Annotated in this window: 24 protein-coding genes; 21 read left to right on the top strand and 3 right to left on the bottom strand. The window is 59.9% G+C overall.

The window, feature by feature from the left end:
- The first annotated feature begins 5 nt into the window (after positions 1-5).
- Positions 6-650 carry a class I SAM-dependent methyltransferase gene (locus tag AC5YUO_RS08945; protein WP_496153034.1) on the top strand — a complete coding sequence of 215 codons (645 nt, stop codon included), beginning with the start codon at positions 6-8 and terminating at the stop codon, positions 648-650.
- A gap of 56 nt (positions 651-706) precedes the next feature.
- Here the strand turns inward: AC5YUO_RS08945 and AC5YUO_RS08950 are convergent, their stop codons facing one another.
- Entirely contained in the window at positions 707-1075 is a 369-nt protein-coding gene (locus AC5YUO_RS08950) for a hypothetical protein (RefSeq protein ID WP_496154835.1), read from the bottom strand.
- Between the two features lie 304 nt (positions 1076-1379).
- Between AC5YUO_RS08950 and sdhC the strand changes: the two genes are divergently transcribed.
- From sdhC to AC5YUO_RS09030, 16 genes are all read left to right on the top strand, one after another.
- A complete protein-coding gene (gene sdhC, locus AC5YUO_RS08955; RefSeq protein ID WP_400817126.1) occupies positions 1380-1772 on the top strand; it encodes a succinate dehydrogenase, cytochrome b556 subunit in 393 nt (130 codons plus the stop codon).
- A gap of 11 nt (positions 1773-1783) precedes the next feature.
- On the top strand, positions 1784-2164 hold the full coding sequence (sdhD, locus tag AC5YUO_RS08960) for a succinate dehydrogenase, hydrophobic membrane anchor protein (RefSeq protein WP_003504989.1): 381 nt from the start codon (positions 1784-1786) through the stop codon (positions 2162-2164).
- Positions 2165-2171: 7 nt separating this feature from the next.
- Positions 2172-4013, top strand: coding sequence for a succinate dehydrogenase flavoprotein subunit (sdhA, locus tag AC5YUO_RS08965; protein ID WP_496153035.1), 1842 nt, complete (start codon positions 2172-2174; stop codon positions 4011-4013).
- A 15-nt stretch (positions 4014-4028) separates the two neighbouring features.
- Positions 4029-4808, top strand: coding sequence for a succinate dehydrogenase iron-sulfur subunit (locus AC5YUO_RS08970; RefSeq protein ID WP_052818754.1), 780 nt, complete (start codon positions 4029-4031; stop codon positions 4806-4808).
- Positions 4809-5013: 205 nt separating this feature from the next.
- Positions 5014-5556, top strand: coding sequence for a protease inhibitor Inh/omp19 family protein (locus AC5YUO_RS08975; RefSeq protein WP_496153036.1), 543 nt, complete (start codon positions 5014-5016; stop codon positions 5554-5556).
- Positions 5557-5651: 95 nt separating this feature from the next.
- Positions 5652-6815, top strand: coding sequence for a cell division protein ZapE (gene zapE, locus AC5YUO_RS08980; protein ID WP_496153037.1), 1164 nt, complete (start codon positions 5652-5654; stop codon positions 6813-6815).
- Between the two features lie 178 nt (positions 6816-6993).
- Positions 6994-7956, top strand: coding sequence for a malate dehydrogenase (gene mdh, locus AC5YUO_RS08985; protein WP_003504984.1), 963 nt, complete (start codon positions 6994-6996; stop codon positions 7954-7956).
- Positions 7957-7989: 33 nt separating this feature from the next.
- Positions 7990-9183, top strand: a complete 1194-nt coding sequence (sucC, locus tag AC5YUO_RS08990) for an ADP-forming succinate--CoA ligase subunit beta (protein ID WP_496153038.1) — start codon at positions 7990-7992, stop codon at positions 9181-9183.
- 17 nt (positions 9184-9200) lie between these two features.
- Positions 9201-10103: a succinate--CoA ligase subunit alpha gene (gene sucD / locus AC5YUO_RS08995; RefSeq protein WP_496153039.1), complete on the top strand. Its 903-nt coding sequence runs from the start codon at positions 9201-9203 to the stop codon at positions 10101-10103.
- 175 nt (positions 10104-10278) lie between these two features.
- Complete coding sequence (locus tag AC5YUO_RS09000; RefSeq protein WP_496153040.1) at positions 10279-13275, top strand: 2-oxoglutarate dehydrogenase E1 component; 2997 nt, start codon at positions 10279-10281, stop codon at positions 13273-13275.
- A gap of 53 nt (positions 13276-13328) precedes the next feature.
- On the top strand, positions 13329-14567 hold the full coding sequence (gene odhB, locus AC5YUO_RS09005; protein WP_035221640.1) for a 2-oxoglutarate dehydrogenase complex dihydrolipoyllysine-residue succinyltransferase: 1239 nt from the start codon (positions 13329-13331) through the stop codon (positions 14565-14567).
- A gap of 69 nt (positions 14568-14636) precedes the next feature.
- Entirely contained in the window at positions 14637-15050 is a 414-nt protein-coding gene (locus AC5YUO_RS09010) for an MAPEG family protein (RefSeq protein ID WP_496153041.1), read from the top strand.
- Positions 15051-15063: 13 nt separating this feature from the next.
- On the top strand, positions 15064-15708 hold the full coding sequence (locus tag AC5YUO_RS09015) for a LysE family translocator (RefSeq protein ID WP_496153042.1): 645 nt from the start codon (positions 15064-15066) through the stop codon (positions 15706-15708).
- A 66-nt stretch (positions 15709-15774) separates the two neighbouring features.
- Complete coding sequence (gene lpdA, locus AC5YUO_RS09020) at positions 15775-17181, top strand: dihydrolipoyl dehydrogenase (protein ID WP_496153043.1); 1407 nt, start codon at positions 15775-15777, stop codon at positions 17179-17181.
- Positions 17182-17307: 126 nt separating this feature from the next.
- On the top strand, positions 17308-17808 hold the full coding sequence (locus AC5YUO_RS09025; protein WP_496153044.1) for a cytochrome b: 501 nt from the start codon (positions 17308-17310) through the stop codon (positions 17806-17808).
- A gap of 79 nt (positions 17809-17887) precedes the next feature.
- Positions 17888-18376, top strand: a complete 489-nt coding sequence (locus tag AC5YUO_RS09030) for a DUF2867 domain-containing protein (protein ID WP_496153045.1) — start codon at positions 17888-17890, stop codon at positions 18374-18376.
- On the opposite strand, the gene AC5YUO_RS09035 is transcribed toward AC5YUO_RS09030, so the two are convergent.
- Together AC5YUO_RS09035 and AC5YUO_RS09040 are read right to left on the bottom strand one after the other, a co-directional pair.
- A complete protein-coding gene (locus AC5YUO_RS09035) occupies positions 18360-19457 on the bottom strand; it encodes a TraB/GumN family protein (RefSeq protein WP_496153046.1) in 1098 nt (365 codons plus the stop codon). The genes AC5YUO_RS09030 and AC5YUO_RS09035 overlap by 17 nt on opposite strands.
- An 80-nt stretch (positions 19458-19537) precedes the next feature.
- Positions 19538-20485, bottom strand: coding sequence for a tyrosine recombinase XerC (locus AC5YUO_RS09040; RefSeq protein WP_496153047.1), 948 nt, complete (start codon positions 20483-20485; stop codon positions 19538-19540).
- Between the two features lie 121 nt (positions 20486-20606).
- Between AC5YUO_RS09040 and AC5YUO_RS09045 the strand changes: the two genes are divergently transcribed.
- From AC5YUO_RS09045 to atpA, 4 genes are all read left to right on the top strand, one after another.
- Positions 20607-22823, top strand: a complete 2217-nt coding sequence (locus tag AC5YUO_RS09045; protein WP_269708598.1) for a primosomal protein N' — start codon at positions 20607-20609, stop codon at positions 22821-22823.
- Between the two features lie 80 nt (positions 22824-22903).
- Positions 22904-23290, top strand: coding sequence for an AGROH133_08824 family phage infection protein (locus AC5YUO_RS09050; protein ID WP_496153048.1), 387 nt, complete (start codon positions 22904-22906; stop codon positions 23288-23290).
- 261 nt (positions 23291-23551) lie between these two features.
- Positions 23552-24118: a F0F1 ATP synthase subunit delta gene (locus AC5YUO_RS09055; protein WP_496153049.1), complete on the top strand. Its 567-nt coding sequence runs from the start codon at positions 23552-23554 to the stop codon at positions 24116-24118.
- Positions 24118-25647, top strand: coding sequence for a F0F1 ATP synthase subunit alpha (gene atpA / locus AC5YUO_RS09060; protein WP_004443771.1), 1530 nt, complete (start codon positions 24118-24120; stop codon positions 25645-25647). The genes AC5YUO_RS09055 and atpA overlap by 1 nt, the downstream gene beginning before the upstream one ends.
- Positions 25648-25675 lie beyond the last annotated feature (28 nt).

Raw genomic sequence — 25675 nt, forward strand, 5'->3', positions numbered from 1 at the left:
TTTCGGTGAGGACTGATCCCGAACGCTTCATTCTCGACAATGCTGCCATCATGCATCCGCCGCATGTGCCGGAATTGCGTCTTCATCTCGCCACTGAAGCCCATGAGCTGTGGCTGAAGACGGAGGAGGAGCTGCAAGAGATCGGCCTGCCGCCGCCCTTCTGGGCCTTCGCCTGGGCCGGTGGTCAGGGGCTTGCCCGGTATGTTCTCGATCATCCTGAAAGCGTTTCCGGCAAGCGCGTGCTGGATTTCGCCAGCGGCTCCGGGCTCGTCGCCATTGCTGCGGCAAAGGCGGGCGCCAGTGCGGTTCTGGCTGCCGATATCGATCCGTGGACGGAAACGGCCATTCGGTTGAATGCGGCGCTCAATGGCGTGGACATCGGTTTTACGGGGCTGGATTTGGTCGGTAAGCCGGTCGAGGCGGATATCCTGCTGGCCGGCGACGTGTTCTATGACCGTGCCTTTGCCGATCTTCTCGTGCCGTGGTTTCTCGAACTGACGGAGAATGGCGTGAGCGTGCTTGTGGGCGATCCGGGACGGGCCTATCTGCCCAAACAGCGTCTGCGCGCCGAGGCGACCTATCAGGTGCCGGTGACGCGGGCGCTGGAAGACAGCGAAGTGAAGAAGACCACGGTGTGGCGCTTTATCTGATCAGGCGGTTTAGCACTGCCAGATGCAAAGCCTTTTCGCATTTTTACTGGAATGCTTCAGGGCCTGATGATGCAGACGCCATGTTCGTAGGCGCAGGCATCGCCTGCAGTTTCGGCGCGCACGTCGATGATCTTGGCCCTGGGCGCAAGTTGCGCGGTGGCGGCAGCGGTTGCGCGCTGTCGCGATAACCCACCGCCAATCGCGAAATAATTGCCGTTTCCGCGCACCCGCAGGGCTGATATTCCGCCGACATAGGTGCCGCCGGGGAGGGTGGATGGCAGCCCATCGGTGGAGAAGCTCACCTGCGATTGACGGTGCCGATAATCATGGCGACCATAAAAATCTTCTGCCACTGCCAGTGGCACGAAGGTTAAAATGGCGCCTGCAACCATCATGGTCAGGGCGGCGATTCGGCATTGTAACATGAGCATCATGCTCCGGTTTTCGAGGTTAACCAATCGTAAATTACACCTTTTCTGAATTACGTAAAGGTAAATATTTTGAGGGCGTAAATCTTGGAAACGCTCGATTTTTTATTTTGACGCAAAAAAATCCAAAAAAAATTCGTGAACCAATCGATTAAATTCGAATCGGTCATGAAATGTGCTTGTGATGACGCCCCCATGTGATTAAACGTCGCGGTTGGTGCAATGCACATTCTTTCGTCATGTGCTGTTGCTTGGGGGCGTCCCGTTTGATGGGCGCACGGGAAAACGCCGCGAGGTTCTGATGGCGAATGCGACTAATAACCGGCCTCTGTCGCCGCATCTTCAAATTTACAAGCCTATCCCGACGATGGTCGCATCCATCGTGCACCGCATCACAGGCGGCGCGCTTTATTTCGGGACGCTTCTGGTTGCCTGGTGGCTGATCGCTCTTGCTTCGGGGCCTGCCTATTACGACTGGGTCAACTGGGCGATGGGCACGATCATCGGCAGGCTCATCCTGATCGGCTATACTTGGGCTCTGGTCCACCACATGCTGGGCGGTCTTCGCCATTTCATGTGGGATCTGGGTCATGGCTTCGAAAAGCACTTTACCACCAAGCTGGCAAAGGCCTCGTGGGTCGCGTCGATCTGTCTGACCGCGCTGATCTGGGTCATTGTCCTGATCGTGCGCTGAGGAGATTTTTCATGGATATGCGTACACCTCTCGGAAAGGTTCGCGGTCTTGGCTCCGCCAAGGAAGGCACCGACCATTTCCTGCGCCAGCGTGTCACTGCGGTCGCCAACGTTCCGCTGCTGATCTTCTTCGTGATCTTCCTCATCAAATATGCCGGCGCGCCCTATCCGGAAGTCGTCGCCGCGCTGTCGAACCCGCTCGTTGCGGTCATTATGGCTCTGGTGCTGGTCTCCGGCCTCATCCACATGAAGCTCGGCATGCAGGTCATCATCGAAGACTACGTTCACGCCGAGGTTTCGAAGCTCGTTCTTCTGATGCTCAATACGTTTTTCGCGATTCTGATTGGCGGTCTTTCCATCTTCGCCATTCTGAAAATCGCATTCGCAGGATAAGTCCGCCATGGCATCGATCAGTTCACCTTCCCAGAATGGCAAGGCCTACACCTATGTCGATCACTCCTATGACGTGATCGTGGTGGGCGCCGGCGGCGCGGGTCTGCGCGCAACGCTCGGCATGGCGGAACAGGGTTTCCGCACGGCCTGCATCACCAAGGTTTTCCCGACCCGCTCCCACACGGTCGCGGCGCAGGGCGGCATTGCCGCATCGCTTACCAACATGACGCCCGACTGTTGGCAGTGGCACCTTTACGACACCGTAAAGGGCTCCGACTGGCTCGGCGACGTCGACGCGATGCAATATCTCGCCATGGAAGCGCCGAAGGCGGTTTATGAGCTGGAGCATTACGGCGTGCCTTTCTCGCGTAACGAAGAAGGCAAGATCTACCAGCGCCCGTTCGGCGGCCACATGCAGAATTACGGCGAAGGCCCGCCGGTGCAGCGCACCTGTGCTGCCGCCGACCGTACCGGCCACGCCATCCTGCACACGCTTTATGGCCAGTCGCTGCGCAACAATGCGGAATTCTTCATCGAATATTTCGCGCTCGACCTCATCATGTCGGCAGACGGCCGCTGCACCGGCGTCGTCGCCTGGAACCTCGATGACGGCACGATACATCGTTTCTCCGCCAAGATGGTGGTGCTGGCGACCGGCGGTTACGGCCGCGCCTATTTCTCGGCGACCTCGGCCCATACCTGCACAGGTGACGGCGGCGGCATGATCGCCCGTGCCGGCCTGCCGCTCCAAGACATGGAATTCGTGCAGTTCCACCCGACCGGCATTTATGGCGCAGGTTGCCTGATCACCGAAGGCGCACGCGGTGAAGGCGGTTATCTCGTCAACTCCGAAGGCGAGCGCTTCATGGAGCGTTATGCGCCATCGGCGAAGGATCTTGCCTCGCGTGACGTTGTCTCCCGCTGCATGACGATGGAAATCCGTGAAGGCCGCGGTGTCGGCAAGAACAAGGATCACATCTTCCTGCATCTCGATCACCTCGATCCGGCGATCCTGCATGAGCGTCTTCCGGGCATTTCCGAAAGCGCCAAGATTTTCGCCGGCGTCGATGTGACGCGCGAGCCGATCCCGGTTCTGCCGACGGTTCACTATAATATGGGCGGTATTCCAACCAACTATTGGGGCGAAGTGCTGAACGCCGATGCCGATAACCCGGAACGTATCGCGCCCGGCCTGATGGCTGTCGGCGAAGCCGGCTGCGCCTCGGTTCACGGTGCAAACCGCCTCGGCTCCAACTCGCTGATCGACCTCGTGGTCTTCGGCCGCGCCGCCGCCATCCGCGCTGCCCAGGTCATCGACCGCGATGCGGCGGTTCCCGCGCTCGACATCGCTGCCTGCGACAAGATCATGGAACGCTTCGACAGCCTGCGTTTCGCCAATGGCTCGACGCCGACGGCGGTGCTGCGCGACAAGATGCAGCGCGCCATGCAGGACGATGCGGCCGTGTTCCGCACGCAGGAATCGCTGGAAAGCGGTTGCCAGCGTCTTTCCGCCATCTGGAAGGAACTGCCGGACGTCAAGGTTACAGACCGTTCGATGGTCTGGAACTCCGATCTGGTCGAGACGCTCGAGCTGCACAACCTGATGGCCAATGCGATCACCACGGTCTATGGCGCGGAAGCGCGCAAGGAAAGCCGCGGTTCGCATGCCCGCGAGGATTTCGTCGACGGTCCGTTCGCCGGTCGCGACGACGTGAACTGGCGCAAGCACACGCTCGCCTGGGTCAGCCCCGAAGGGGACGTCAAGCTCGACTACCGCCCGGTTCACACCGACCTGATCGCCGACGGTATCGATCCCAAAAAGATCGAGCCGAAGGCGCGCGTCTACTGATTTGAGGAACTGGACATGGTTGAACTCGCTCTCCCCAAGAATTCCCAGATCAACGAAGGCAAGGTCTGGCCGAAGCCTGACGGTGCCAAGAATGTGCGCGAATACCGCATCTATCGCTGGAACCCGGATGACGGCCAGAATCCGCGCATCGACACCTATTATATCGATGTCGACGATTGCGGGCCGATGGTTCTCGATGCGCTTCTCTACATCAAGAACAATATCGACCCGACGCTGACGCTGCGCCGCTCCTGCCGCGAAGGCATCTGCGGTTCCTGCGCGATGAACATCGACGGCACCAATACGCTCGCCTGCACCAAGGGCATGGAAGAGATCAACGGCACGGTAAAGGTTTATCCGCTGCCGCATATGCCTGTTGTGAAGGACCTCGTTCCCGATCTGTCGAATTTCTACGCGCAGCACCGCTCCATTGAGCCTTGGCTTAAGACGGTTTCGCCGACGCCCGCCAAGGAATGGAAACAGAGCCATGAGGATCGTCTGAAGCTGGATGGTCTTTATGAGTGCATTCTCTGCGCCTGCTGCTCTACCTCCTGTCCCAGCTACTGGTGGAATGGCGACCGTTACCTCGGTCCCGCCGTTCTGCTGCAGGCCTATCGCTGGCTGATCGACAGCCGCGATGAGGCAACCGGCGAGCGTCTCGACAATCTCGAGGATCCTTTCCGCCTTTATCGCTGCCATACCATCATGAACTGCGCGCAGGCCTGCCCGAAGGGCTTGAACCCGGCCAAGGCGATCGCGGAAATCAAGAAGATGATGGTCGAGCGTCGCGTCTAAAGGCGATTCGCTGACGACAGAAAATTTATCGGGCCGCGGTCTCGACCGTGGCCCTTTTTACAACCCGGCGTGGGAAAATTCGGTAAAAATCGACCGAAATGGTAATTATCCAGGCCATCGCTTGCGCAAGATAAGGCTTTGGTAATAATTCAGCCTTCTTGTTTGATCATGGTCTTTCCGGAAGCGAGAGAATCGGGAGCTTGATATGCAATTCAGATATGTGGTGACGGGCCTTGCGGTTGTGATGAGCCTTGCCGGTTGCCAACGTACCTCCTACGATTACAACAACAACGGCAGCAATAATCCCGGTTATACGCCGCCGCTGCAGGCGCAGCCGGTTCCCTCCGTTCAGTCCGGCGCCCTGCCGCCGCCCGGCGGCGCTTCGGGCAGCCAGTTCCCATCGGCACCCGCTTCGGCAACGCCTGGCGGCACCGATGTGGCTTCTGCCGCTCCGCCGACGACGGCACTCGACGTCACCAAGGAATCCATGGTCGGCAACTGGCGCGTTTCCAATGGCGGCGCCAATTGCGACATGTTCCTGACGCTCACCAATCTCGGCAGCGGCTCGCGTGGCGGCACGCGTGGCTGCTCCGGCGAGCTGACGGCGATGGGCTCTTGGGAAGTGTCCGGCAAGATGGTCCTCTTCAAGAACCGTTCGGGCGATACGATCGGCCGTGTCTACAAAAGCGCCGATGCGCGCTTCGATGGCACGACCAATAGCGGTCAGCCGCTCAGCCTCAGCCGATGAGCATTTCCGGTGCAGCCGGATTGCCTTCTTCGCTCTAAGCAGCAATTCCATTCGTCGCGGGTGCATATTTGCGCCCGCGTCCGGGGCGCTTTTTCATGAAGCCATTGCCTGACTACAATCATAGTGTCGTTGAACAGCTCAACGCATTGACGGCAGCTGGCACCTTGCAGGCCGACGCCGCCCAGCTTGGCGTAGCTGCCCATCTCGACCGCATTCTCGCCGATCTGAAGGCACGCAAGCCCGCCAAGAAAACGAGCGCTCTCGGCTGGATGTTCGCCCGCAAGTCCGGCCCGGCGAAGACCGTCAAGGGATTGTATGTCTATGGGAGCGTCGGTCGCGGCAAGACCATGCTGATGGATATGTTCTATGAGATGGCGCCCGTCTCCTCCAAACGGCGCTGCCATTTTCATGAATTCATGGCGGATGTGCATGATCGCGTGCATGCGCACCGGCAGAAACTGAAGAATGGCGAGACCAAGCAGGCCGATCCCATTCCGCCCGTCGCCGCCCAGCTCCTGGCGGAAGCAGAACTCCTGTGCTTCGATGAGTTCTCCGTCACGGATATTGCCGATGCAATGATCCTCGCCCGGCTGTTCACCGAGCTTTTTGCCAATGGCTGCACATTGGTGACGACCTCCAACGTCGTGCCTGACAATCTCTACAAGGACGGTCTCAATCGCGGCCTTTTCCTGCCCTTCGTCGATTTGCTGAAGAAGCATGTGGAGGTGGTGACGCTGGACAGCCCCACCGATTACCGGATGGAGAAGCTGGAAAGTCTGCCGGTTTATGTCACGCCGCTCGACGGTTCGGCGGATCAGGCGATGGACATGGCATGGCGGCACATGATTGCCGGCCACCTCGTTGCACCGACCGAGATACCCATGAAGGGCCGCTCCATTCTGGTGCCGCGCGCCAGCGGCCGGGTTGCCCGTTTCTCCTTTTCCGACCTTTGCGAAAAGCCGCTCGGCGCCTCCGACTTCCTTGCCATCGCCAATCGTTTTGATACGGTCTTCATCGACCATATTCCGTTCTTGAATGCCGACAAGCGTAACGAGACCAAGCGTTTCATCATCCTCATCGATGCGCTTTACGATCACAGCGTCAGGCTTTTCGCCTCCGCCGCAGCCATGCCGGAAGATCTGCTCGGCAAGCGCAAGGGGACGGAAGGTTTCGAATTCGATCGCACCGCCTCGCGCCTGTTTGAAATGCGCAGTGCGGATTATCTGGCGTTGCACCACGAGAAACGCCAGAAAGTTTGACACTTTCGTGACGTATTTTCTTACGTTTACGTAAGAAAATAATGATCTAAACGATTGAAAATATTCATCACAAAAGAATCTGTTGCCAATTTTGGCCAATGGGGCTAATCGAAGTGCGACAATTTGGCTGCCGGTTTGGCGCGGTGAAATTGAATTGAAGCTCAAGAGGAAGCATTCGATGGCTCGCAAAAAAATTGCACTTATTGGTTCTGGCATGATCGGCGGCACGCTGGCACACCTCGCCAGCCTGAAGGAACTGGGCGATATCGTCCTCTTCGACATCGCCGACGGCATTCCGCAGGGCAAGGGTCTGGATATTGCCCAGTCCGGCCCGGTTGAAGGTTTCAATGCGAAGCTCACCGGCGCTTCCGATTATGCCGCCATCGAAGGCGCAGACGTCTGCATCGTCACTGCCGGCGTTGCCCGCAAGCCCGGCATGAGCCGCGACGATCTTCTCGGCATCAACCTCAAGGTCATGGAACAGGTCGGCGCCGGCATCAAGAAATATGCCCCGAACGCTTTTGTGATCTGCATCACCAACCCGCTCGACGCCATGGTTTGGGCGCTGCAGAAGTTCTCCGGCCTGCCGAAGAACAAGGTCGTCGGCATGGCCGGCGTTCTCGACAGCGCGCGTTTCCGCCTGTTCCTGGCTGAAGAATTCAACGTTTCGGTTCAGGACGTCACTGCCTTCGTTCTTGGCGGTCACGGCGACACGATGGTGCCGCTCGCACGTTATTCCACCGTTGGCGGCATTCCGCTGACAGATCTCGTCAAGATGGGCTGGCTGACCGCCGAGCGCCTTGAGCAGATCATCCAGCGCACCCGTGACGGCGGTGCTGAAATCGTCGGCCTCTTGAAGACCGGTTCGGCCTATTATGCGCCGGCCGCTTCTGCAATCGAAATGGCTGAATCCTATCTCAAGGACAAGAAGCGCGTTCTGCCCGCCGCTGCCCACCTCTCGGGTCAGTATGGCGTAGACGACATGTATGTCGGCGTGCCCACCATCATCGGTGCCGGCGGTATCGAGCGCATCATCGAGATCGAACTGAACAAGGAAGAAGAAGCCGCCTTCCAGAAATCCGTCGGCGCTGTCGCTGGTCTTTGCGAAGCCTGCGTCAACATCGCTCCGTCGCTGAAGTAATAGCTTAAAGCGGCTCCAAACAGGGATTATTCCATGAATATTCACGAATATCAGGCCAAGGCTCTTCTGAAGGGCTACGGTGCGCCGGTTGCTGAAGGCGTCGCCATCCTCAAGGTCGAAGAAGCCGAAGCTGCCGCAAAGCAGCTTCCCGGCCCGCTTTACGTCGTCAAGAGCCAGATCCATGCTGGCGGTCGCGGCAAGGGCAAGTTCAGGGAACTCGGCCCCGACGCCAAGGGCGGCGTTCGTCTGGCGAAGTCGATCGACGAGGTCGTCTCCCATGCCAAGGACATGCTCGGCAATACGCTGGTCACCGCGCAGACGGGCGATGCCGGCAAGCAGGTCAACCGCCTCTACATCGAAGACGGCGCCGACATTGCACGCGAACTTTACTGCTCGCTGCTGGTTGACCGTTCGGTCGGCCAGGTCGCTTTCGTGGTTTCCACCGAAGGCGGTATGGATATCGAGGCTGTCGCCCACGACACGCCGGAGAAGATCCACACCATCGCCATCAACCCGGAAAAGGGTGTGAGCGACGCTGACGTTGCCGCGATCTCCAAGGCTCTCGAGCTTGAGGGTGCTGCAGCCGAAGACGCAAAGTCGCTGTTCCCGATCCTCTACAAGGCCTTCAACGAGAAGGACATGGCTCTCCTCGAGGTTAACCCGCTGATCGTCATGGAAAATGGCCATCTGCGCGTTCTCGACGCCAAGATGTCCTTCGACGGCAACGCGCTGTTCCGCCATGACGATGTCAAGGCGCTGCGCGACGAGACCGAAGAAGACGCCAAGGAAATCGAAGCCTCCAAGTGGGACCTCGCTTACGTGGCGCTAGACGGCAACATCGGCTGCATGGTCAATGGTGCAGGTCTTGCCATGGCGACGATGGACATCATCAAGCTTTACGGCAAAGAGCCGGCTAACTTCTGCGACGTCGGCGGTGGCGCCGGCAAGGAGAAGGTTGCGGCAGCCTTCAAGATCATCACGGCTGACCCGAAGGTTGAGGGTATCCTCGTCAACATCTTCGGTGGCATCATGAAGTGCGACGTCATCGCCGAAGGCGTGATCGCCGCGGTGAAGGAAGTCGGTTTGCAGGTTCCGCTCGTTGTTCGCCTCGAGGGCACCAACGTCGAACTTGGCAAGAAGCTCCTGAACGAATCTGGCCTTGCGATTACGGCTGCTGACGATCTGGACGACGCAGCCAAGAAGATCGTCGCGGCGATCAACGGCTAATTGAGGGACCGGAAATAATGTCTATTCTCGTTAATAAAGACACGAAGATCCTCGTTCAGGGTCTGACCGGCAAGACCGGTACCTTCCACACCGAACAGGCGCTTGCCTATTACGGCACGCAGATGGTTGGTGGTATTCACCCGAAGAAGGGTGGTGAAACCTGGACCGGATCGAAGGGCGAAAGCCTGCCGATCTTCGCAACGGTTGCTGAAGCCAAGGAAAAGACCGGTGCAGACGCATCCGTGATCTATGTTCCGCCGGCAGGTGCAGCCGACGCCATCATCGAAGCCATCGATGCGGAAATCCCGTTCATCACCTGCATCACCGAAGGCATCCCGGTCATGGACATGGTTCGCGTCAAGGCTCGCCTCGACCGCTCCACGTCGCGCCTGCTCGGCCCGAACTGCCCGGGCATCCTGACGCCGGAAGAATGCAAGATCGGCATCATGCCGGGCTCCATCTTCCGCAAGGGTTCGGTCGGTATCGTTTCCCGTTCGGGCACGCTCACCTATGAAGCCGTGTTCCAGACATCCAACGAAGGCCTCGGCCAGACGACGGCTGTCGGCATCGGCGGCGACCCGGTCAAGGGTACCGAGTTCATCGACGTGCTCGAAATGTTCCTCGCCGACGAAGCCACGCAGTCGATCATCATGATCGGCGAAATCGGCGGTTCGGCTGAAGAAGATGCGGCGCAGTTCCTGATCGACGAAGCCAAGAAGGGCCGCAAGAAGCCGATGGCCGGCTTCATCGCGGGCCGTACGGCTCCGAAGGGCCGCACCATGGGTCACGCCGGCGCTGTCGTTTCCGGCGGCAAGGGCGATGCAGAGTCCAAGATCGCAGCCATGGAAGCAGCCGGCATCAAGGTTTCGCCTTCCCCGGCGCGCCTCGGCAAGACGCTGGTTGAAGTCCTCAAGGGCTGAGACCACATGAGACCGGTAACGGGCGGCGCGGCTTTATCGCCGCGCTGCCCGATGCCGCAAGAAGACAGACAGACGGCATACCGCCCCGGCGGCAGACAGCAATAATCAAAGCGGCAGGCCGGTGAACGGCCCTAACGGCATCGAGGAGGCGGACGGATAAGTCCGCAAGAACACAATGGCAAGGCAAGAAGCGAACGAGCAGTTTCAGATCACGTCGTTTCTGGACGGCGCGAATGCAGCCTATATCGAGCAGCTCTATGCCCGGTACGAAGAGGATCCCTCTTCCGTGTCGCCGGAGTGGCAGAGCTTCTTCAAGGCACTGTCCGATAATCCGGAAGATGTGAAGAAGGCGGCCAAGGGCGCCTCCTGGAAGCGTGCCAACTGGCCTATCCCGGCGAATGGCGAACTGGTATCCGCACTCGACGGCAACTGGGCCACGGTTGAAAAGGCCATCGAGAAGAAGGTTCAGGCGAAGGCCGAAGCCAAGAGCGCCGATACGGGTAAGCCGGTCAGCGAAGCCGAAGTGCTGCAGGCGACCCGTGACAGCGTTCGCGCCATCATGATGATCCGCGCCTACCGCATGCGCGGCCACCTGCACGCCAAGCTCGATCCGCTCGGCATTGCCGTTGCGGTTGAAGATTACAACGAGCTTTCGCCGAAATCCTACGGCTTCGAGGAAAGCGACTACGACCGCAAGATTTTCATCGATAACGTGCTCGGCCTCGAATATGCGACCGTGCGCGAGATGATCGATATTCTGGAGCGCACCTACTGCTCCACCATCGGCGTCGAATTCATGCACATGTCCAGCCCGGAAGAAAAAGGCTGGATCCAGGAGCGCATCGAAGGCCCGGACAAGGGCGTCGCCTTCACGGCTGAAGGCAAGAAGGCCATTCTGTCGAAGCTGGTCGAAGCCGAAGGCTACGAGCAGTTCCTCGACGTGCGTTTCAAGGGCACCAAGCGTTTCGGCCTGGATGGCGGTGAATCGCTGATCCCGGCGCTGGAGCAGATCATCAAGCGCGGCGGCCAGGAAGGTCTGGAAGAAGTCGTTCTTGGCATGGCCCACCGTGGCCGCCTGAACGTTCTGACCAACGTCATGGGCAAGCCGCATCGCGCCGTGTTCCACGAATTCAAGGGCGGTTCGTTCAAGCCGGACGACGTTGAAGGTTCGGGTGACGTGAAGTACCATTTGGGTGCCTCCTCCGACCGTGAATTCGACGGCAACAAGGTTCACCTGTCGCTGACGGCCAACCCGTCGCACCTCGAAATCGTCAACCCCGTCGTCATGGGCAAGGCGCGTGCCAAGCAGGACCAGCTTGCCAAGCAGTGGGACGGCGACATCATTCCGCTCTCCGAACGCGCCAAGGTGCTGCCGCTGCTTCTGCACGGCGACGCCGCTTTCGCGGGTCAGGGCGTGGTCGCTGAAATTCTCGGCCTTTCCGGCCTGCGCGGCCACCGCGTTGCCGGCACCATGCACTTCATCATCAACAACCAGATCGGCTTTACGACGAACCCGGCCTTCTCGCGTTCATCGCCCTATCCGTCCGACGTTGCCAAGATGATCGAAGCGCCGATCTTCCACGTCAACGGTGACGATCCGGAAGCGGTGACCTATGCGGCCAAGGTTGCCACCGAATACCGCATGAAGTTCCACAAACCTGTCGTCATCGACATGTTCTGCTACCGCCGCTTCGGCCATAACGAAGGCGACGAGCCGGCGTTCACGCAGCCGAAGATGTACAAGGTCATCCGCGCTCACAAGACGGTCGCCCGCATCTATGCCGACCGTCTGATCGCCGAAGGTCTGATCAGCGAAGGCGAATTCGAGAAGATGAAGGCCGACTGGCGCGCCCATCTCGAGCAGGAGTTCGAGGCAGGCCAGTCCTACAAGCCGAACAAGGCCGACTGGCTTGATGGTCAGTGGTCGGGCCTGCGCGCCGCCGACAATGCCGATGAGCAGCGTCGTGGCAAGACCGGTGTGCCGATGAAGCAGTTGAAGGAAATCGGCAAGAAGCTGTCGACCATTCCGGAGGGCTTCACCGCCCACCGCACCATCCAGCGTTTCATGGAAAACCGCTCACAGATGATCGAGACGGGCGAAGGCATCGACTGGGCAATGGCGGAAGCGCTTGCCTTCGGTTCGCTCGTTGCCGACGGCCACAAGATCCGTCTTTCCGGTCAGGATTGCGAACGCGGCACCTTCTCGCAGCGTCACTCGGTCCTCTACGATCAGGAGACCGAAGAGCGTTATATTCCGCTCGCCAACCTTTCGCCGACGCAGGCGCGTTACGAAGTTATCAACTCGATGCTTTCGGAAGAAGCCGTTCTCGGTTTCGAATATGGCTACTCGCTCGCCCGCCCGAACGCGCTGACGCTCTGGGAAGCCCAGTTCGGCGACTTCGCCAACGGCGCGCAGGTGGTGTTCGACCAGTTCATCTCTTCGGGTGAACGCAAGTGGCTGCGCATGTCCGGTCTGGTCTGCCTTCTGCCGCATGGTTACGAAGGGCAGGGCCCGGAACATTCGTCCGCCCGTCTGGAACGCTGGCTGCAGATGTGCGCCGAAGACAACATGCAGGTTGCCAACTGCACGACGCCGGCCAACTACTTCCACATCCTGCGCCGTCAGGTGAAGCGCGACTTCCGCAAGCCGCTGATCCTGATGACGCCGAAGTCGCTGCTGCGTCACAAGCGTGCCACGTCTTCGCTGGCGGAGCTTGCAGGCGAGTCCTCCTTCCACCGTCTCCTGTGGGACGATGCTGAAGTCATCAAGGATGGCCCGATCAAGCTGCAGAAGGATTCGAAGATCCGCCGTGTCGTCATGTGCACGGGCAAGGTCTATTACGATCTTCTCGAAGAGCGTGAAAAGCGCGGTATCGACGATATCTACCTGCTGCGCGTAGAACAGCTTTACCCGTTCCCGGCCAAGGCGCTCATCAACGAGCTGTCTCGCTTCCGCAATGCGGAGATGGTCTGGTGCCAGGAAGAGCCGAAGAACATGGGTGCGTGGTCGTTCATCGATCCTTACCTTGAATGGGTTCTGGCGCATATCGACGCCAAGTACCAGAAGGTCCGTTACACGGGCCGTCCGGCGGCCGCCTCTCCGGCGACCGGCCTGATGTCCAAGCATCTGGCGCAGCTTGCTGCGTTCCTGGAAGACGCGCTGGGAGAGTGAAAACTCTCCCGCATCGCCCCGCAAAAAAGACACCTGAATAACGGAACTAGATCATGGCCACTGAAATCCGCGTACCAACCCTCGGCGAATCCGTCAGCGAAGCGACCGTCGGCACCTGGTTCAAGAAGGTCGGCGACACCGTCAAGGCCGACGAACCGCTCGTTGAACTGGAAACCGACAAGGTTACCGTCGAAGTCCCGGCGCCTGCGTCCGGCGTTCTCACCGAAATCGTTGCGCAGAACGGCGAGACCGTCGGTCTTGACGCCCTTCTCGGCCAGATCGCCGAAGGTGCCGCTGGTGCAGCAACCTCCGCTCCGGCTGCCGAACCGGCAAAGCCTGCAGCAGCAGCTGCTGCACCGGCTCCCGCGGCAACCGCCGCTCCGGCAACCGGCTCCATGCCGCCGGCACCTGCCGCCGGCAAGCTGCTGGCTGAAAACAACCTGTCCGCCGATCAGGTCGACGGTTCCGGCAAGCGTGGCCAGGTTCTGAAGGGTGACGTTCTCGCCGCTGTCGCCAAGGGCGTTTCGGCGCCTGCCGCCGCCCCGGCACCGGTTGCTGCTGCTCCCCGTCCGGTTTCGGCCGAGCAGGATCAGGTTCGCGAAGAGCGCGTAAAGATGACCCGTCTGCGCCAGACGATCGCCCGTCGCCTGAAGGATGCGCAGAACACCGCCGCCATGCTCACCACTTACAACGAAGTGGACATGAGCGCGGTCATGGACCTGCGTAACCGCTACAAGGACGTGTTCGAGAAGAAGCATGGCGTCAAGCTCGGCTTCATGGGCTTCTTCACCAAGGCCGTGACCCACGCGCTGAAGGAACTGCCCGCCGTCAACGCTGAAATCGACGGCACTGACATCATCTACAAGAACTATTGTCACGTCGGCATGGCTGTCGGCACCGACAAGGGCCTTGTCGTTCCGGTCATTCGCGATGCCGACCAGCTCTCCATCGCCGGCGTCGAAAAGGAACTCGGCCGCCTCGCCAAGGCAGCCCGCGACGGCTCGCTCGGCATGGCCGACATGCAGGGCGGCACCTTCACCATCACCAATGGTGGTGTCTACGGCTCGCTGATGTCTTCGCCGATCCTCAACGCACCGCAGTCGGGTATTCTCGGCATGCACAAGATCCAGGAGCGCCCGGTCGCCATCGGCGGTCAGGTCGTCATCCGTCCGATGATGTATCTCGCGCTCTCCTACGATCACCGTATCGTTGACGGCAAGGAAGCCGTGACCTTCCTCGTCCGCGTCAAGGAAAGCCTCGAAGATCCGGAACGTCTGGTTCTTGATCTTTAATCGGTCTTGCTTTTCCTTTCAGCGGGATTTCAACTGAGGTCCCGCTGAAATTGCATCAGGAGAGCGAAAGTGCAGCCGACATTTCTTGCCGCTTCACCCTTTTTACCGCTGATCGGTCTCAGCGTCCTGCTGCTTGTGGCGCATATCATGCTGCAAGCCATGACGGCCACGCGGGAACTGGGGCTGGACTGGAATGCCGGTCCACGGGATGCGGAGAAGAAGCCGGAAGGCAGGTTTACCGGCCGTGCAGCCCGCGCTTCGGAAAATTTCCGAGAAACCTATCCGGCTTTCATAGCGCTCGCCTTTGGCGTCATCATGGCCGGCGATCCGTCCGGACTGGCACTGACCGGCGCGTGGATATGGCTGATCTGCCGAGTGATTTACATACCGCTCTATCTGGCCGGCGTACCTTATATCCGCTCATTGGTCTGGCTTGGTTCAATGCTCGGCCTGCTGTTGATGCTCTTCGTGTTGATGTTCTAGAGGCTTGTTTCAGATGCATCAGTATTTGATCGAACTTGCATCCCTGATGGCGATCTTCGCTTTTGCGATCGTCTCGCCCGGCGCCGATCTCGCCATGGTGATGCGCCAGGCCATGGTGCATGGGCGCAGACAGGCCATCATCACCAGTTTCGGTGTGGGGACGTCGCTGATGTTCCACGTCACCTATACGATCCTCGGACTTGGCCTGATCATCTCCCAGTCGATCTATCTCTTCAACATCGTCAAGTGGCTCGGCGTCGCCTATCTGATCTATATCGGCGTCAAGGCGCTACGCGCCGGCAAAACCGAGTTGCCGGAGGCCGATGCGGATGGTGTCGTGCCGGTCAAAAGCAGGCAGACCGCCCTGAAGGCTTTCACGCTCGGCTTCGCCGCCAATGCGCTCAATCCCAAGCCGGTGTTCTTCTTCCTGTCGATCTTTTCGACGGTGGTTCATGCGCATACGCCGGTCACCATCAAATTCGGTTACGGCCTCGTCATGGCAAGCTGCCTCATCCTTTGGTTCGTCGGCGTCAGCCTTTTCATGACCACGCCGCGGATGCGCGCTGCATTTCAGCGCGCCAGCCAATGGATCGACCGCACCAGCGGCGTGGTCTTCATCGCACTCGGTATAAAACTCGCAACGGAAAAAGCGGCCTGAGTTTCAGGTCAAATGGAAGCTGGGCAATGATCCGATATCTTGCCCCTATAAAGCAGGAACCAGAACATGGCATATGATGTAGTTGTAATCGGCACCGGCCCCGGCGGTTATGTTTGCGCGGTCAAGGCGGCACAGCTCGGCCTCAAGGTCGCAGTCATCGAGAAGCGCGCGACCTATGGCGGCACCTGCCTCAATGTCGGCTGCATCCCCTCCAAGGCGCTGCTGCATGCGTCCGAAACCTTTGCGCATGTCGCCCATGGCGTCGATTCGCTCGGTATCGAAGTCGCCGCGCCGAAGCTGAACCTTGAAAAGATGATGGGCCACAAAGACGGCGTGGTGAAGGCCAATGTCGACGGCGTGGCATTCCTGTTCAAGAAGAACAAGATCGACGCCTTCCAGGGCACCGGCAAGGTGGTTTCCGCCGGCAAGGTTTCCGTCACCAACGACAAGGGCGGGAGCCAAGAAATCGAAGCGAAGAATATCGTCATCGCCACCGGTTCCGATGTTGCCGGCATTCCGGGCGTTCAGGTCGATATCGATGAAAGCGTCATCGTCTCCTCCACCGGCGCAATCGCTCTTTCCAAGGTTCCGGAAAAGCTGATCGTTGTCGGCGGCGGCGTCATCGGCCTTGAACTTGGCTCGGTCTGGTCGCGTCTCGGCGCGAAGGTGACCGTGGTCGAATATCTCGACAATATTCTCGGCGGCATGGATGGTGAGGTTTCCAAGCAGTCGCAGCGTCTGCTCGCCAAGCAGGGTCTCGATTTCAAGCTCGGCGCCAAGGTAACGGCCGTTGAAAAGACCGCTGCCGGCGCAAAGGTGGTGTTCGAGCCGGTCAAGGGCGGCGCTGCTGAAACGCTGGAAGCAAACGTCGTGCTGATCTCAACCGGCCGCAAGCCCTATACCGAAGGTCTCGGCCTTGCGGAAGCCGGCGTCGTGCTGGACAGCCGCGGCCGCGTCGAAATCGACGGCCACTACAAGACCAATGTCGATGGCATCTATGCTATCGGTGACGTGGTGAAGGGCCCGATGCTGGCCCACAAGGCGGAAGACGAGGGCGTTGCGCTCGCGGAAATCCTCGCCGGCCAGCGCGGCCATGTGAACTACGACGTCATTCCGGCTGTTGTTTATACGCAGCCTGAAATCGCCTCCGTCGGCAAGACCGAGGAAGAACTGAAGGCCGCTGGCGTCGCCTACAAGGTCGGCAAGTTCCCCTTCACCGCCAATGGCCGCGCCCGCGCCATGCAGGTGACGGATGGTTTCGTGAAGATCCTTGCCGACAAGGAAACCGACCGGGTTCTCGGCGGCCATATCGTCGGCTTCGGCGCCGGCGAAATGATCCACGAGATCACCGTGCTGATGGAGTTCGGCGGTTCTTCGGAAGATCTGGGCCGCACCTGCCATGCGCACCCGACCATGTCGGAAGCCGTGAAGGAAGCAGCACTGGCGACATTCTTCAAGCCGATCCATATGTGATCGGGCCTGGGCCGGACGCTCGAATATTAAATTTCAGTCATCTGCTGAACCCCGGCTTGCCATGCAGGCCGGGGTTTCTCATACTCGCGCCATAGCCTGTCTAACCTTTTGATAAAAGGCAATAAAATGGCATCTTCCAGTCAAGTTTCCTTTTCCGTTCCGCAGCGTGTCATTCACTGGGCAATGGCGCTTCTGATCTTCTTCAATCTGCTGTTTCCCGACGCCATGGCCCATGCCTACCGGCTGATGCGGAGGGGCGAAACACTGACACCGGAACAGGTGTCTTCGGCCAATATTCACGCCTATGTCGGTTTTGCCATCCTGTTGCTTGCGGCACTGCGTCTCTGTCTGCGCTTTTTCCAGGGCGTGCCGCCGCATCCCGTTGAAGAACCGCGGCCGTTTCAGATCGCGGCGAAGGTGGCACATCTCACCTTTTATGCCCTGTTCCTCGTCCTGCCCCTCTCCGGTATCGCCGCTTATTATTTCGGTGCCCAGCCCGCCGGGCAGTTGCATTCCGGTCCCTTCAAGGCATTGATGTGGGTGTTGATCGCCGGTCACATCGTCGCCGTTCTGGTTCACCAGTTCTACTGGCGCACCAACGTCCTGAAGCGCATGACACACGGCTAAGCGGCGGTTTGTCGCGTTCCCGGTTCCTCGGAAAAAGAGGACTATGATCCTTGCCGCATCGTGCGGCTGGGGTTCAGGAATGCAGGACATTGAAGACATATTGCCGGGCGCCGACTGGCGGGATCGCTATCAGGGAGAGATGGTGACGCCCGAGTTGTCCTCACTCGATGTGAGCAGGCTCCTTCTCGATCATCCTCCGGCATGGATCAGCAGCCTTATGGCGCTTCGAAACCGCCTCGTAGCGTTTTTCGGGTTGAGAACTGTTGAACTGGCGGCTGGTACATCGGCAGGAGGTTTTCCCGTCCTGTCCTCCACGCCACAGCGGACCGTGCTGGGCTTCGACGACCGTCATCTCGATTTCCGGATCGTCGTCGATCTCGAAGAAAAGGGAAACCGCCAGCTGGTGCGTGTCACCACTATCGTCCGGCGCAAGAACCTGTTCGGGCGGCTTTATCTTCTTGTCGTCGGGCCGTTTCACCGCCGCATCGTGCCGGCGACGATGCGGCCGTTCTGTGCCAATGTCCGGCCCGTCAGCATCGGGAGTGAGCGGGTCAGTCGACCCGCGTGAGGGTGAAGCCTTCCGCGCGCAGCAGTTCTACAAGGCCTTCCTCGCCCGGCAGATGCAGAGCGCCGACGGCCATGAAGACATTGCCCTTCGCAAGCTCAGGGGTGGCCCTATCAGCCATGACATGGTTACGGTCGGTGATGATGCGCTGTTCGAAGGCGGCGTAGCCCTGTTCGCTTTCCGCCGCCGCCTTCTTGGGGTCCAGGCTTTTCAGCATCGGCATGGTCATGCCGATATCGCCGGCGACGTAGAGATCGGTCATGGTCGTCATGACGTCATCCATGCGGTCGCCGAGTTCCAGCGTTTCGATCAGCGCCTGCAGATGAAATTCCATCGGCAGCTCGGACATGGCCGTCAGCTGCTCCACCATGGTCTCCAGCCCGACGAGGCGCTTTCCGTCCGCAAGCGCATCTTCGGCCAGCTTCTTGTCGAGAAAGGAAAGGCCTGTCGCCTTGCGGGCGAACTCGCAGGCGGGCAGGGCGACGAAGCTCGACAGCATCCAGGGCTTCATGCGTGAAACGGCATTCAGCGGAATGCCGCGTTCCTTGAGACCCTTTTCCAGGCGCACGACATTTTCCGGGGACAGGATGTCGGTGATCGATTTGCCATCCAGAAACATGGTGAGCTCGGGCTTGCTCAGCAGCGACGCCGCAACCTTCTTGTCGTCGACGATTTCGTCGGACTCCACGATGACGGTCGCGGATTTTTCAAAGGCGGGGCTGGCAGCGGTTGGCATTTCCAGAACACGCGGATCGGTGACATGCATGGTGCCGAGAAGATAGGACGGGGCCGTGCCTGCCTTTTCGATGCGCCAGAAATTGCCCTTGCCGTTCGGAATGGCAGCCGCTTCCTGTTCGATCTTAGCGAAAGCTTGCGGATTGGTCTTGCGCATCTCGACAAGAATGTCGCTGCCCGTGCAGGTGATCTTCTGCTCTGCGGCCCCCGCTTCAGTAAGCGACAGCAAGGTCATGAGCAGAATGGCAACGGCGGTGACATGCAGGGCAGCGAGCAGCCAGAGCAGGGCGTCGCCGGTCTTGCCCATCAGGGTGGCGGTGAGATTTTGAGGTTTTATCAGGCTGTGCATCGGTCCAATCCGGTTCTTGTTCGCTTATAGAACGGTGGCTTGGACGTCTGGTTAATGTTTATGGTTAACCAATTCCTGCTTCAGGCGCGCGGGTGGGCGTTATCGTAGATTTCCAGCAGTCGCGCGGTATCGACGCCGGTATAGACCTGCGTAGTGGAGAGGCTCGCATGGCCGAGCAGCTCCTGAATGGTGCGCAGGTCCCCACCGCCGGCCAGAAGATGGGTGGCGAAGGAATGGCGTAACGCATGTGGCGTGGCGTTCTCCGGCAGGCCGAAAGCGCCGCGTAGCTTCTGCATTTCCCGTTGGATGATGGCCGGCTGCAGCTTGCCGCCGCGTGCGCCAAGGAACATCGGTTCATTCGCCGCCAGCGCATAGGGGCAAAGCTTCCTGTAGGTATCGACCGCTTCCGTGACCACTGCGAGCAGCGGCACGATCCGCGTCTTGTTGCCCTTGCCGGTGATACGCAGGCTGCGGGCGCCGGGCGGAAAATCGGCCGGGGTGAGACCCAGCGCCTCGGAAATGCGCAGACCGCAGCCATAAAGCAGCGAAAGAACAGCGGCATTTCGGGTGGCGATCCAGGGTTCTTCGTTCAACTGCGCCTCGGCCGTGGTGATCTTCAGCGCCTGGCGGTCGGTGAGCGGTTTCGGCAGGGATTTCGGCTGTTTTGGCGCGCGCATGGCGGTGGCGCCGGCCGCATTCACGAGTCCCTTTTTTTGTAGGTGGTGCAGCAGCGAGCGCAGGCCGGCCAGATGCCGGCCGAGCGAACGCGGGCCGGCGCCTTCCTTGCGTCGGTTGGCCAGAAAGGCGCGCAGATCGACAGGGCGCAGATCGGCTATATCTCTTATGGCGGCGGGCTTGCCGATATAGCCGGTGAGGAATGTCAGGAACTGGCGGGTGTCGCGCTCATAGGCCTCGACGGTGTTGTCGGCAAGACGGCGTTCGCCAGCAAGGGTGGCGAGCCAGGACTGACGCTCGTTGAGGAGATCGGGTTCGGCAAATGTCAGGATTTCGGTCACGCGGCGCTCCATTCCATGCCTTGAAACTATGCGCTTATGGTCAGCATTTGGTTAAGAGGTGGACTTTGCTGGGCGCCCCCACTACATCCGGGCGGTTTCCTTTTTCCTGTCGCCGGGGCATGGTCGCCACATCATGGCAAAAGATTCGTCCGATCTGTTTGGGGCTCTGTTCGACCCGCCGTCGCCCACGCGTACGGTGCCCGTTCTCGTGCCCATGCCGGCGCCGGGGCCTTACAGCTATGCCGTGCCTGAGGATATGGTGGTGGAGACCGGTTCCGTCGTGCAGGTGCCGCTTGGTCCCCGGCAGGTCTTCGGCGTGGTGTGGGACGATGCCGGCGAGAAGGGCGTCGATCCGAAGAAGCTACGGCCCATCACCAAGAGTTTCGAGTGCCCGCCGCTGAAGGCGGAGATGCGCCGCTTCGTCGACTGGGTTGCCGCCTATACGCTGTCTCCGCCCGGCCTCGTGGCGCGCATGGCGCTGCGCGCGCCCGCCGCCTTCGATCCCGAGCCGATGATTGAGGGCCTGCGGCTGACGGAAGGCCGGCCGGAGCGTCTCACCCCCGCCCGCGAGCGCGTGATGGAGCTGGCGGCCGAAGGCCACGGCTGGACGAAAAGCGGGCTTGCCCATGCCGCCGGCGTTTCGACCAGCGTCATCGACGGTCTCGTGAAGCAGGGCGTGTTCGAGACGGTTTTCCTGCCCGCTCCGCCTGTCGTGGCCGAGCCTGATCCAGATTATGTCGAGCCGCGTCTGGAAGGGCCGCAGAAACAGGCCGCTTCGGAGATACTCGAGGATGTGCGCAAGGGCGGCTTTCATGTCTCGCTGATTGACGGTGTGACTGGCTCGGGCAAGACCGAGGTTTATTTCGAGGCCGTGGCGGAAACGCTGCGTCAGGGCAAGCAGGTCCTTATCCTGCTGCCGGAAATCGCCCTGACGGCGGCGTTTCTGGAGCGTTTTCAGGATCGTTTCGGCGCGAAACCGGCGGAATGGCATTCGGACCTGTCGCCGCGGATGCGCGAGAAGGTCTGGCGGCAGGCGGTGACGGGTGAGGTAAAGGTGGTGGCCGGCGCGCGCTCGGCGCTTTTCCTGCCCTTCGACAATCTCGGTCTTATCATCGTCGATGAAGAGCACGACCCGGCCTACAAGCAGGAAGATCGGGTCTTTTATAATGCGCGCGACATGGCTGTGGTGAGGGCGCGTATCGCCGAATTCCCCGTCGTGCTGGTCTCGGCCACGCCCTCGGTGGAAAGCCAGGTCAACGGCAGCTCGGGGCGATACAACACCATTCACCTGCATACGCGTTTCGGCGATGCGGCGATGCCGGACCTGCATCTCGTCGATATGCGCCGCCACCCGCCGGAAAGGGGAGGGTTTCTCTCACCCGTCCTGCTGCGCGGTATCGGCAAGACGATCGAGAAGGGCGAACAGGCGCTGCTGTTCCTCAATCGTCGCGGTTATGCGCCGCTGACGCTTTGCCGGGTCTGCGGCCACCGTTTCCAGTGCCCGCAATGTTCCAGCTGGCTGGTGGAGCACCGCTTCCGCAATCAATTGCAGTGCCACCAGTGCGGCCATAACGAGCCGACACCCGACCATTGCCCGGAATGCGGAACCTTCGACCATCTGGTCGCCTGCGGGCCGGGCGTGGAGCGTATTGCCGAGGAGGTGGAGAAACATTTCCCCGAGGCCCGCACCATCGTGCTCTCCTCCGATCTCATGGGCGTCAAGCGGCTGCGGCTGGAGCTGGAGGCCATCGTCAAGGGCGAGGCCGATATCGTCATCGGCACGCAGCTCGTCGCCAAGGGCCATAACTTCCCGCTGATGACGCTTGTCGGCATCGTCGATGCCGATCTCGGCCTTGCCAATGGCGATCCGCGCGCGGCGGAGCGGACGTTCCAGCTGCTCTCGCAGGTGACGGGGCGTGCCGGGCGCACGGGTTTGAAGAGCCATGGTCTTCTGCAGACCTATCAGCCACAACATCCTGTCATGCAGGCCATCGTTTCGGGTGATGCTTCCGCCTTTTACGAAAGGGAGATCGTGGAGCGGGAAAAAGCCGTTCTGCCGCCCTTCGGCCGGCTCGCATCAATCATCGTCTCCGCCGATACGCGTGGGGAGGCCGAAACTCATGCGCGTGGTCTAAGGGCCGCCGCGCCGCAGGTAACCGGCATCATGCTACTTGGCCCGGCGGAAGCACCGCTGGCGCTGATCCGTGGCCGTCACCGTTTCCGCCTCTTGGTGCACGGGCGGCGCAATTCGGACATGCAGTCTTTTCTCCGTACATTGCTGGCCAATGGTCCGAAGGAGCGGGGCAGCGTGCATGTACAGCTCGATATCGATCCGCAAAGTTTCCTTTGAACTTTGCCAAAGAGGGCGTTTTCCACTTGTCATGACCGTGTCATAACGCGAGCGAACGACACAATGATTTGGGGAACGAGATGGAGTTTTATTTTCCGGCCGAATTCGGCGAACAACTGGCCTTCGGCGCGGCGGTGGTATCAGCCATCATCGGCCTGTTTTTCATGTTTGCACCGGGGCTGACGCTTCGCGCTTTCGGTCTGCAGCCGGCCGGTGAGCGCAGGGATGGTTATACGCTGGTACGTTCTTCACTTGCCGGGTTCTATCTCGGTCTCGGTGCGGCGGCCCTGCTTCTCGCCCAGCCCATGGTCTATCTCGCCTTTGGTGCGGCCTTCGGCCTCAGCGTGTTCGGGGGCATTCTCTCCATACTGTCGGATGGTGGCGCAACCATGCGGAATTTCTTACTTCTGGTTGTGCACTTTCTGCTGTCCGCACTCGCGTTGAGCTACGTCTTCGGGCTGGTCTGAGGCGGCCTTTTTGCCTTTTGTGACGCACAGATGCCGCATCCTGAGCGAAATCGGAAAATTTAAACGCATTCCCCCTTGCCCAAACGGCGCTTTCCGCTATTACGCGTGTTGCGAGTCCCGGCGTCCTATGCTAGACGGACCGCGAAATTGGGAAAAGGCAGGGGGGAATTCCGGTCTTTTTCGGGGAAATTGAAACGATTTCAAGAATTTGATGCGGTGGAGCCCCATCGCTGATGGTCTTGGACGATTAGCAGGGAAAAAGTGCCCGTGGCAGAGACCTCCCAGGGAACATCCGGTGTAGCGGAAAGGTATGCGTCGTCGCTTTTCGAGCTTGCTTTGGAAGCGGGTACGGTCGAAGCGGTTCAGGCCGAACTGGACAAGTTTGGCGCACTTCTCGACGAAAGCGACGATTTGAAGCGTCTGGTTGCGAGCCCGGTGTTTTCCGCCGAGGATCAATTCAAGGCAATCACCGCGATCTGCGAAAAGGCCGGCATCGCTGGTCTCGCACTCAATTTCCTCAAGGTTGTTGCGAATAACCGCCGTCTCTTTGCCGTTCCCGGCATGATCCGCGCCTACCGCACCATTGCCGCTGCCCACCGCGGCGAAATCACCGCCGAGGTCACCTCGGCACATGCGCTCGACGAGGCGCAGGAAACTGAACTGAAGGCGGCGCTGAAGAGCGTTACCGGCAAGGATGTGGCGGTTTCCGTTACCGTCGATCCCTCGATCCTCGGTGGCCTGATCGTCAAGGTCGGCTCCCGCCAGATCGATACGTCTCTTCGCACCAAACTTTCCACCCTTAAGCTTGCACTGAAAGAGGTTGGCTGATGGATATCCGCGCCGCGGAAATTTCCGCAATTCTGAAAGATCAAATCAAAAATTTCGGCAACGAGGCGGAAGTCTCGGAAGTCGGCCAGGTGCTTTCCGTCGGTGACGGTATTGCCCGCGTTTACGGTCTCGACAATGTTCAGGCTGGTGAAATGGTCGAGTTTCCGGGCGGCATCCGCGGCATGGCGCTTAACCTCGAAGCCGACAATGTCGGTGTGGTTATCTTCGGTTCGGACCGTGACATCAAGGAAGGCGACACCGTAAAGCGGACTGGCGCTATCGTTGACGTTCCCGTCGGCCCGGAACTGCTCGGCCGCGTCGTTGACGCGCTTGGCAACCCGATCGACGGCAAGGGCCCGATCAATGCCGCCAAGCGTTCGCGCGTTGACGTCAAGGCTCCAGGCATCATTCCGCGCAAGTCGGTTCATGAGCCGATGTCGACCGGCCTCAAGGCCATCGACGCGCTCATCCCGGTTGGCCGCGGCCAGCGCGAACTCGTCATCGGCGACCGCCAGACCGGCAAGACTGCGATCATTCTCGACACGATCCTGAACCAGAAGGCCATTCACGACAATGGTCCTGACGGCGACAAGCTTTATTGCGTCTACGTCGCTATCGGTCAGAAGCGTTCGACCGTTGCCCAGTTCGTCAAGGTTCTGGAAGAGCGCGGCGCGCTGCAGTACTCGATCATCGTTGCCGCAACGGCTTCCGATCCGGCTCCGATGCAGTACCTCGCACCGTTTGCCGGCTGCGCCATGGGCGAATATTTCCGTGACAACGGCAAGCACGCCCTCATCGGTTACGACGACCTTTCCAAGCAGGCCGTTGCCTATCGTCAGATGTCGCTTCTGCTGCGTCGTCCTCCGGGCCGCGAAGCTTATCCGGGCGACGTTTTCTATCTTCACTCCCGTCTTCTCGAGCGCGCTGCAAAGCTCTCCGACGAAATGGGCGCTGGTTCGCTGACGGCCCTGCCTGTCATCGAAACCCAGGGTAACGACGTTTCGGCCTTTATTCCGACCAACGTGATCTCGATCACCGACGGCCAGATCTTCCTTGAAACCGACCTGTTCTATCAGGGTATCCGCCCGGCCGTTAACGTCGGTCTGTCGGTTTCGCGCGTTGGCTCCGCCGCTCAGATCAAGGCGATGAAGCAGGTTGCCGGCTCGATCAAGGGTGAACTCGCCCAGTATCGCGAAATGGCCGCCTTCGCCCAGTTCGGTTCGGACCTCGACGCTTCCACGCAGCGCCTGCTCAACCGCGGTGCCCGCCTGACCGAGCTTCTGAAGCAGCCGCAGTTCTCTCCGCTCAAGACGGAAGAACAGGTTGCGGTGATCTTCGCCGGCGTCAACGGTTACCTCGACAAGGTTCCGGTCGCACAGGTCGGCAAGTTCGAGCAGGGTCTGCTCTCCTACCTCCGGTCGGAAGGCAAGGCGATCCTCGACACCATCCGCACGGAAAAGGCTATCAGCGACGATACCAAGGGCAAGCTCAAGGGCGCTCTTGATAGCTTCGCCAAGTCTTTCTCGTAATCAGGGCTCTTTTACTCGGACGGATAAC

The organism is Agrobacterium sp. LEGMi-208b, from assembly GCF_059511785.1.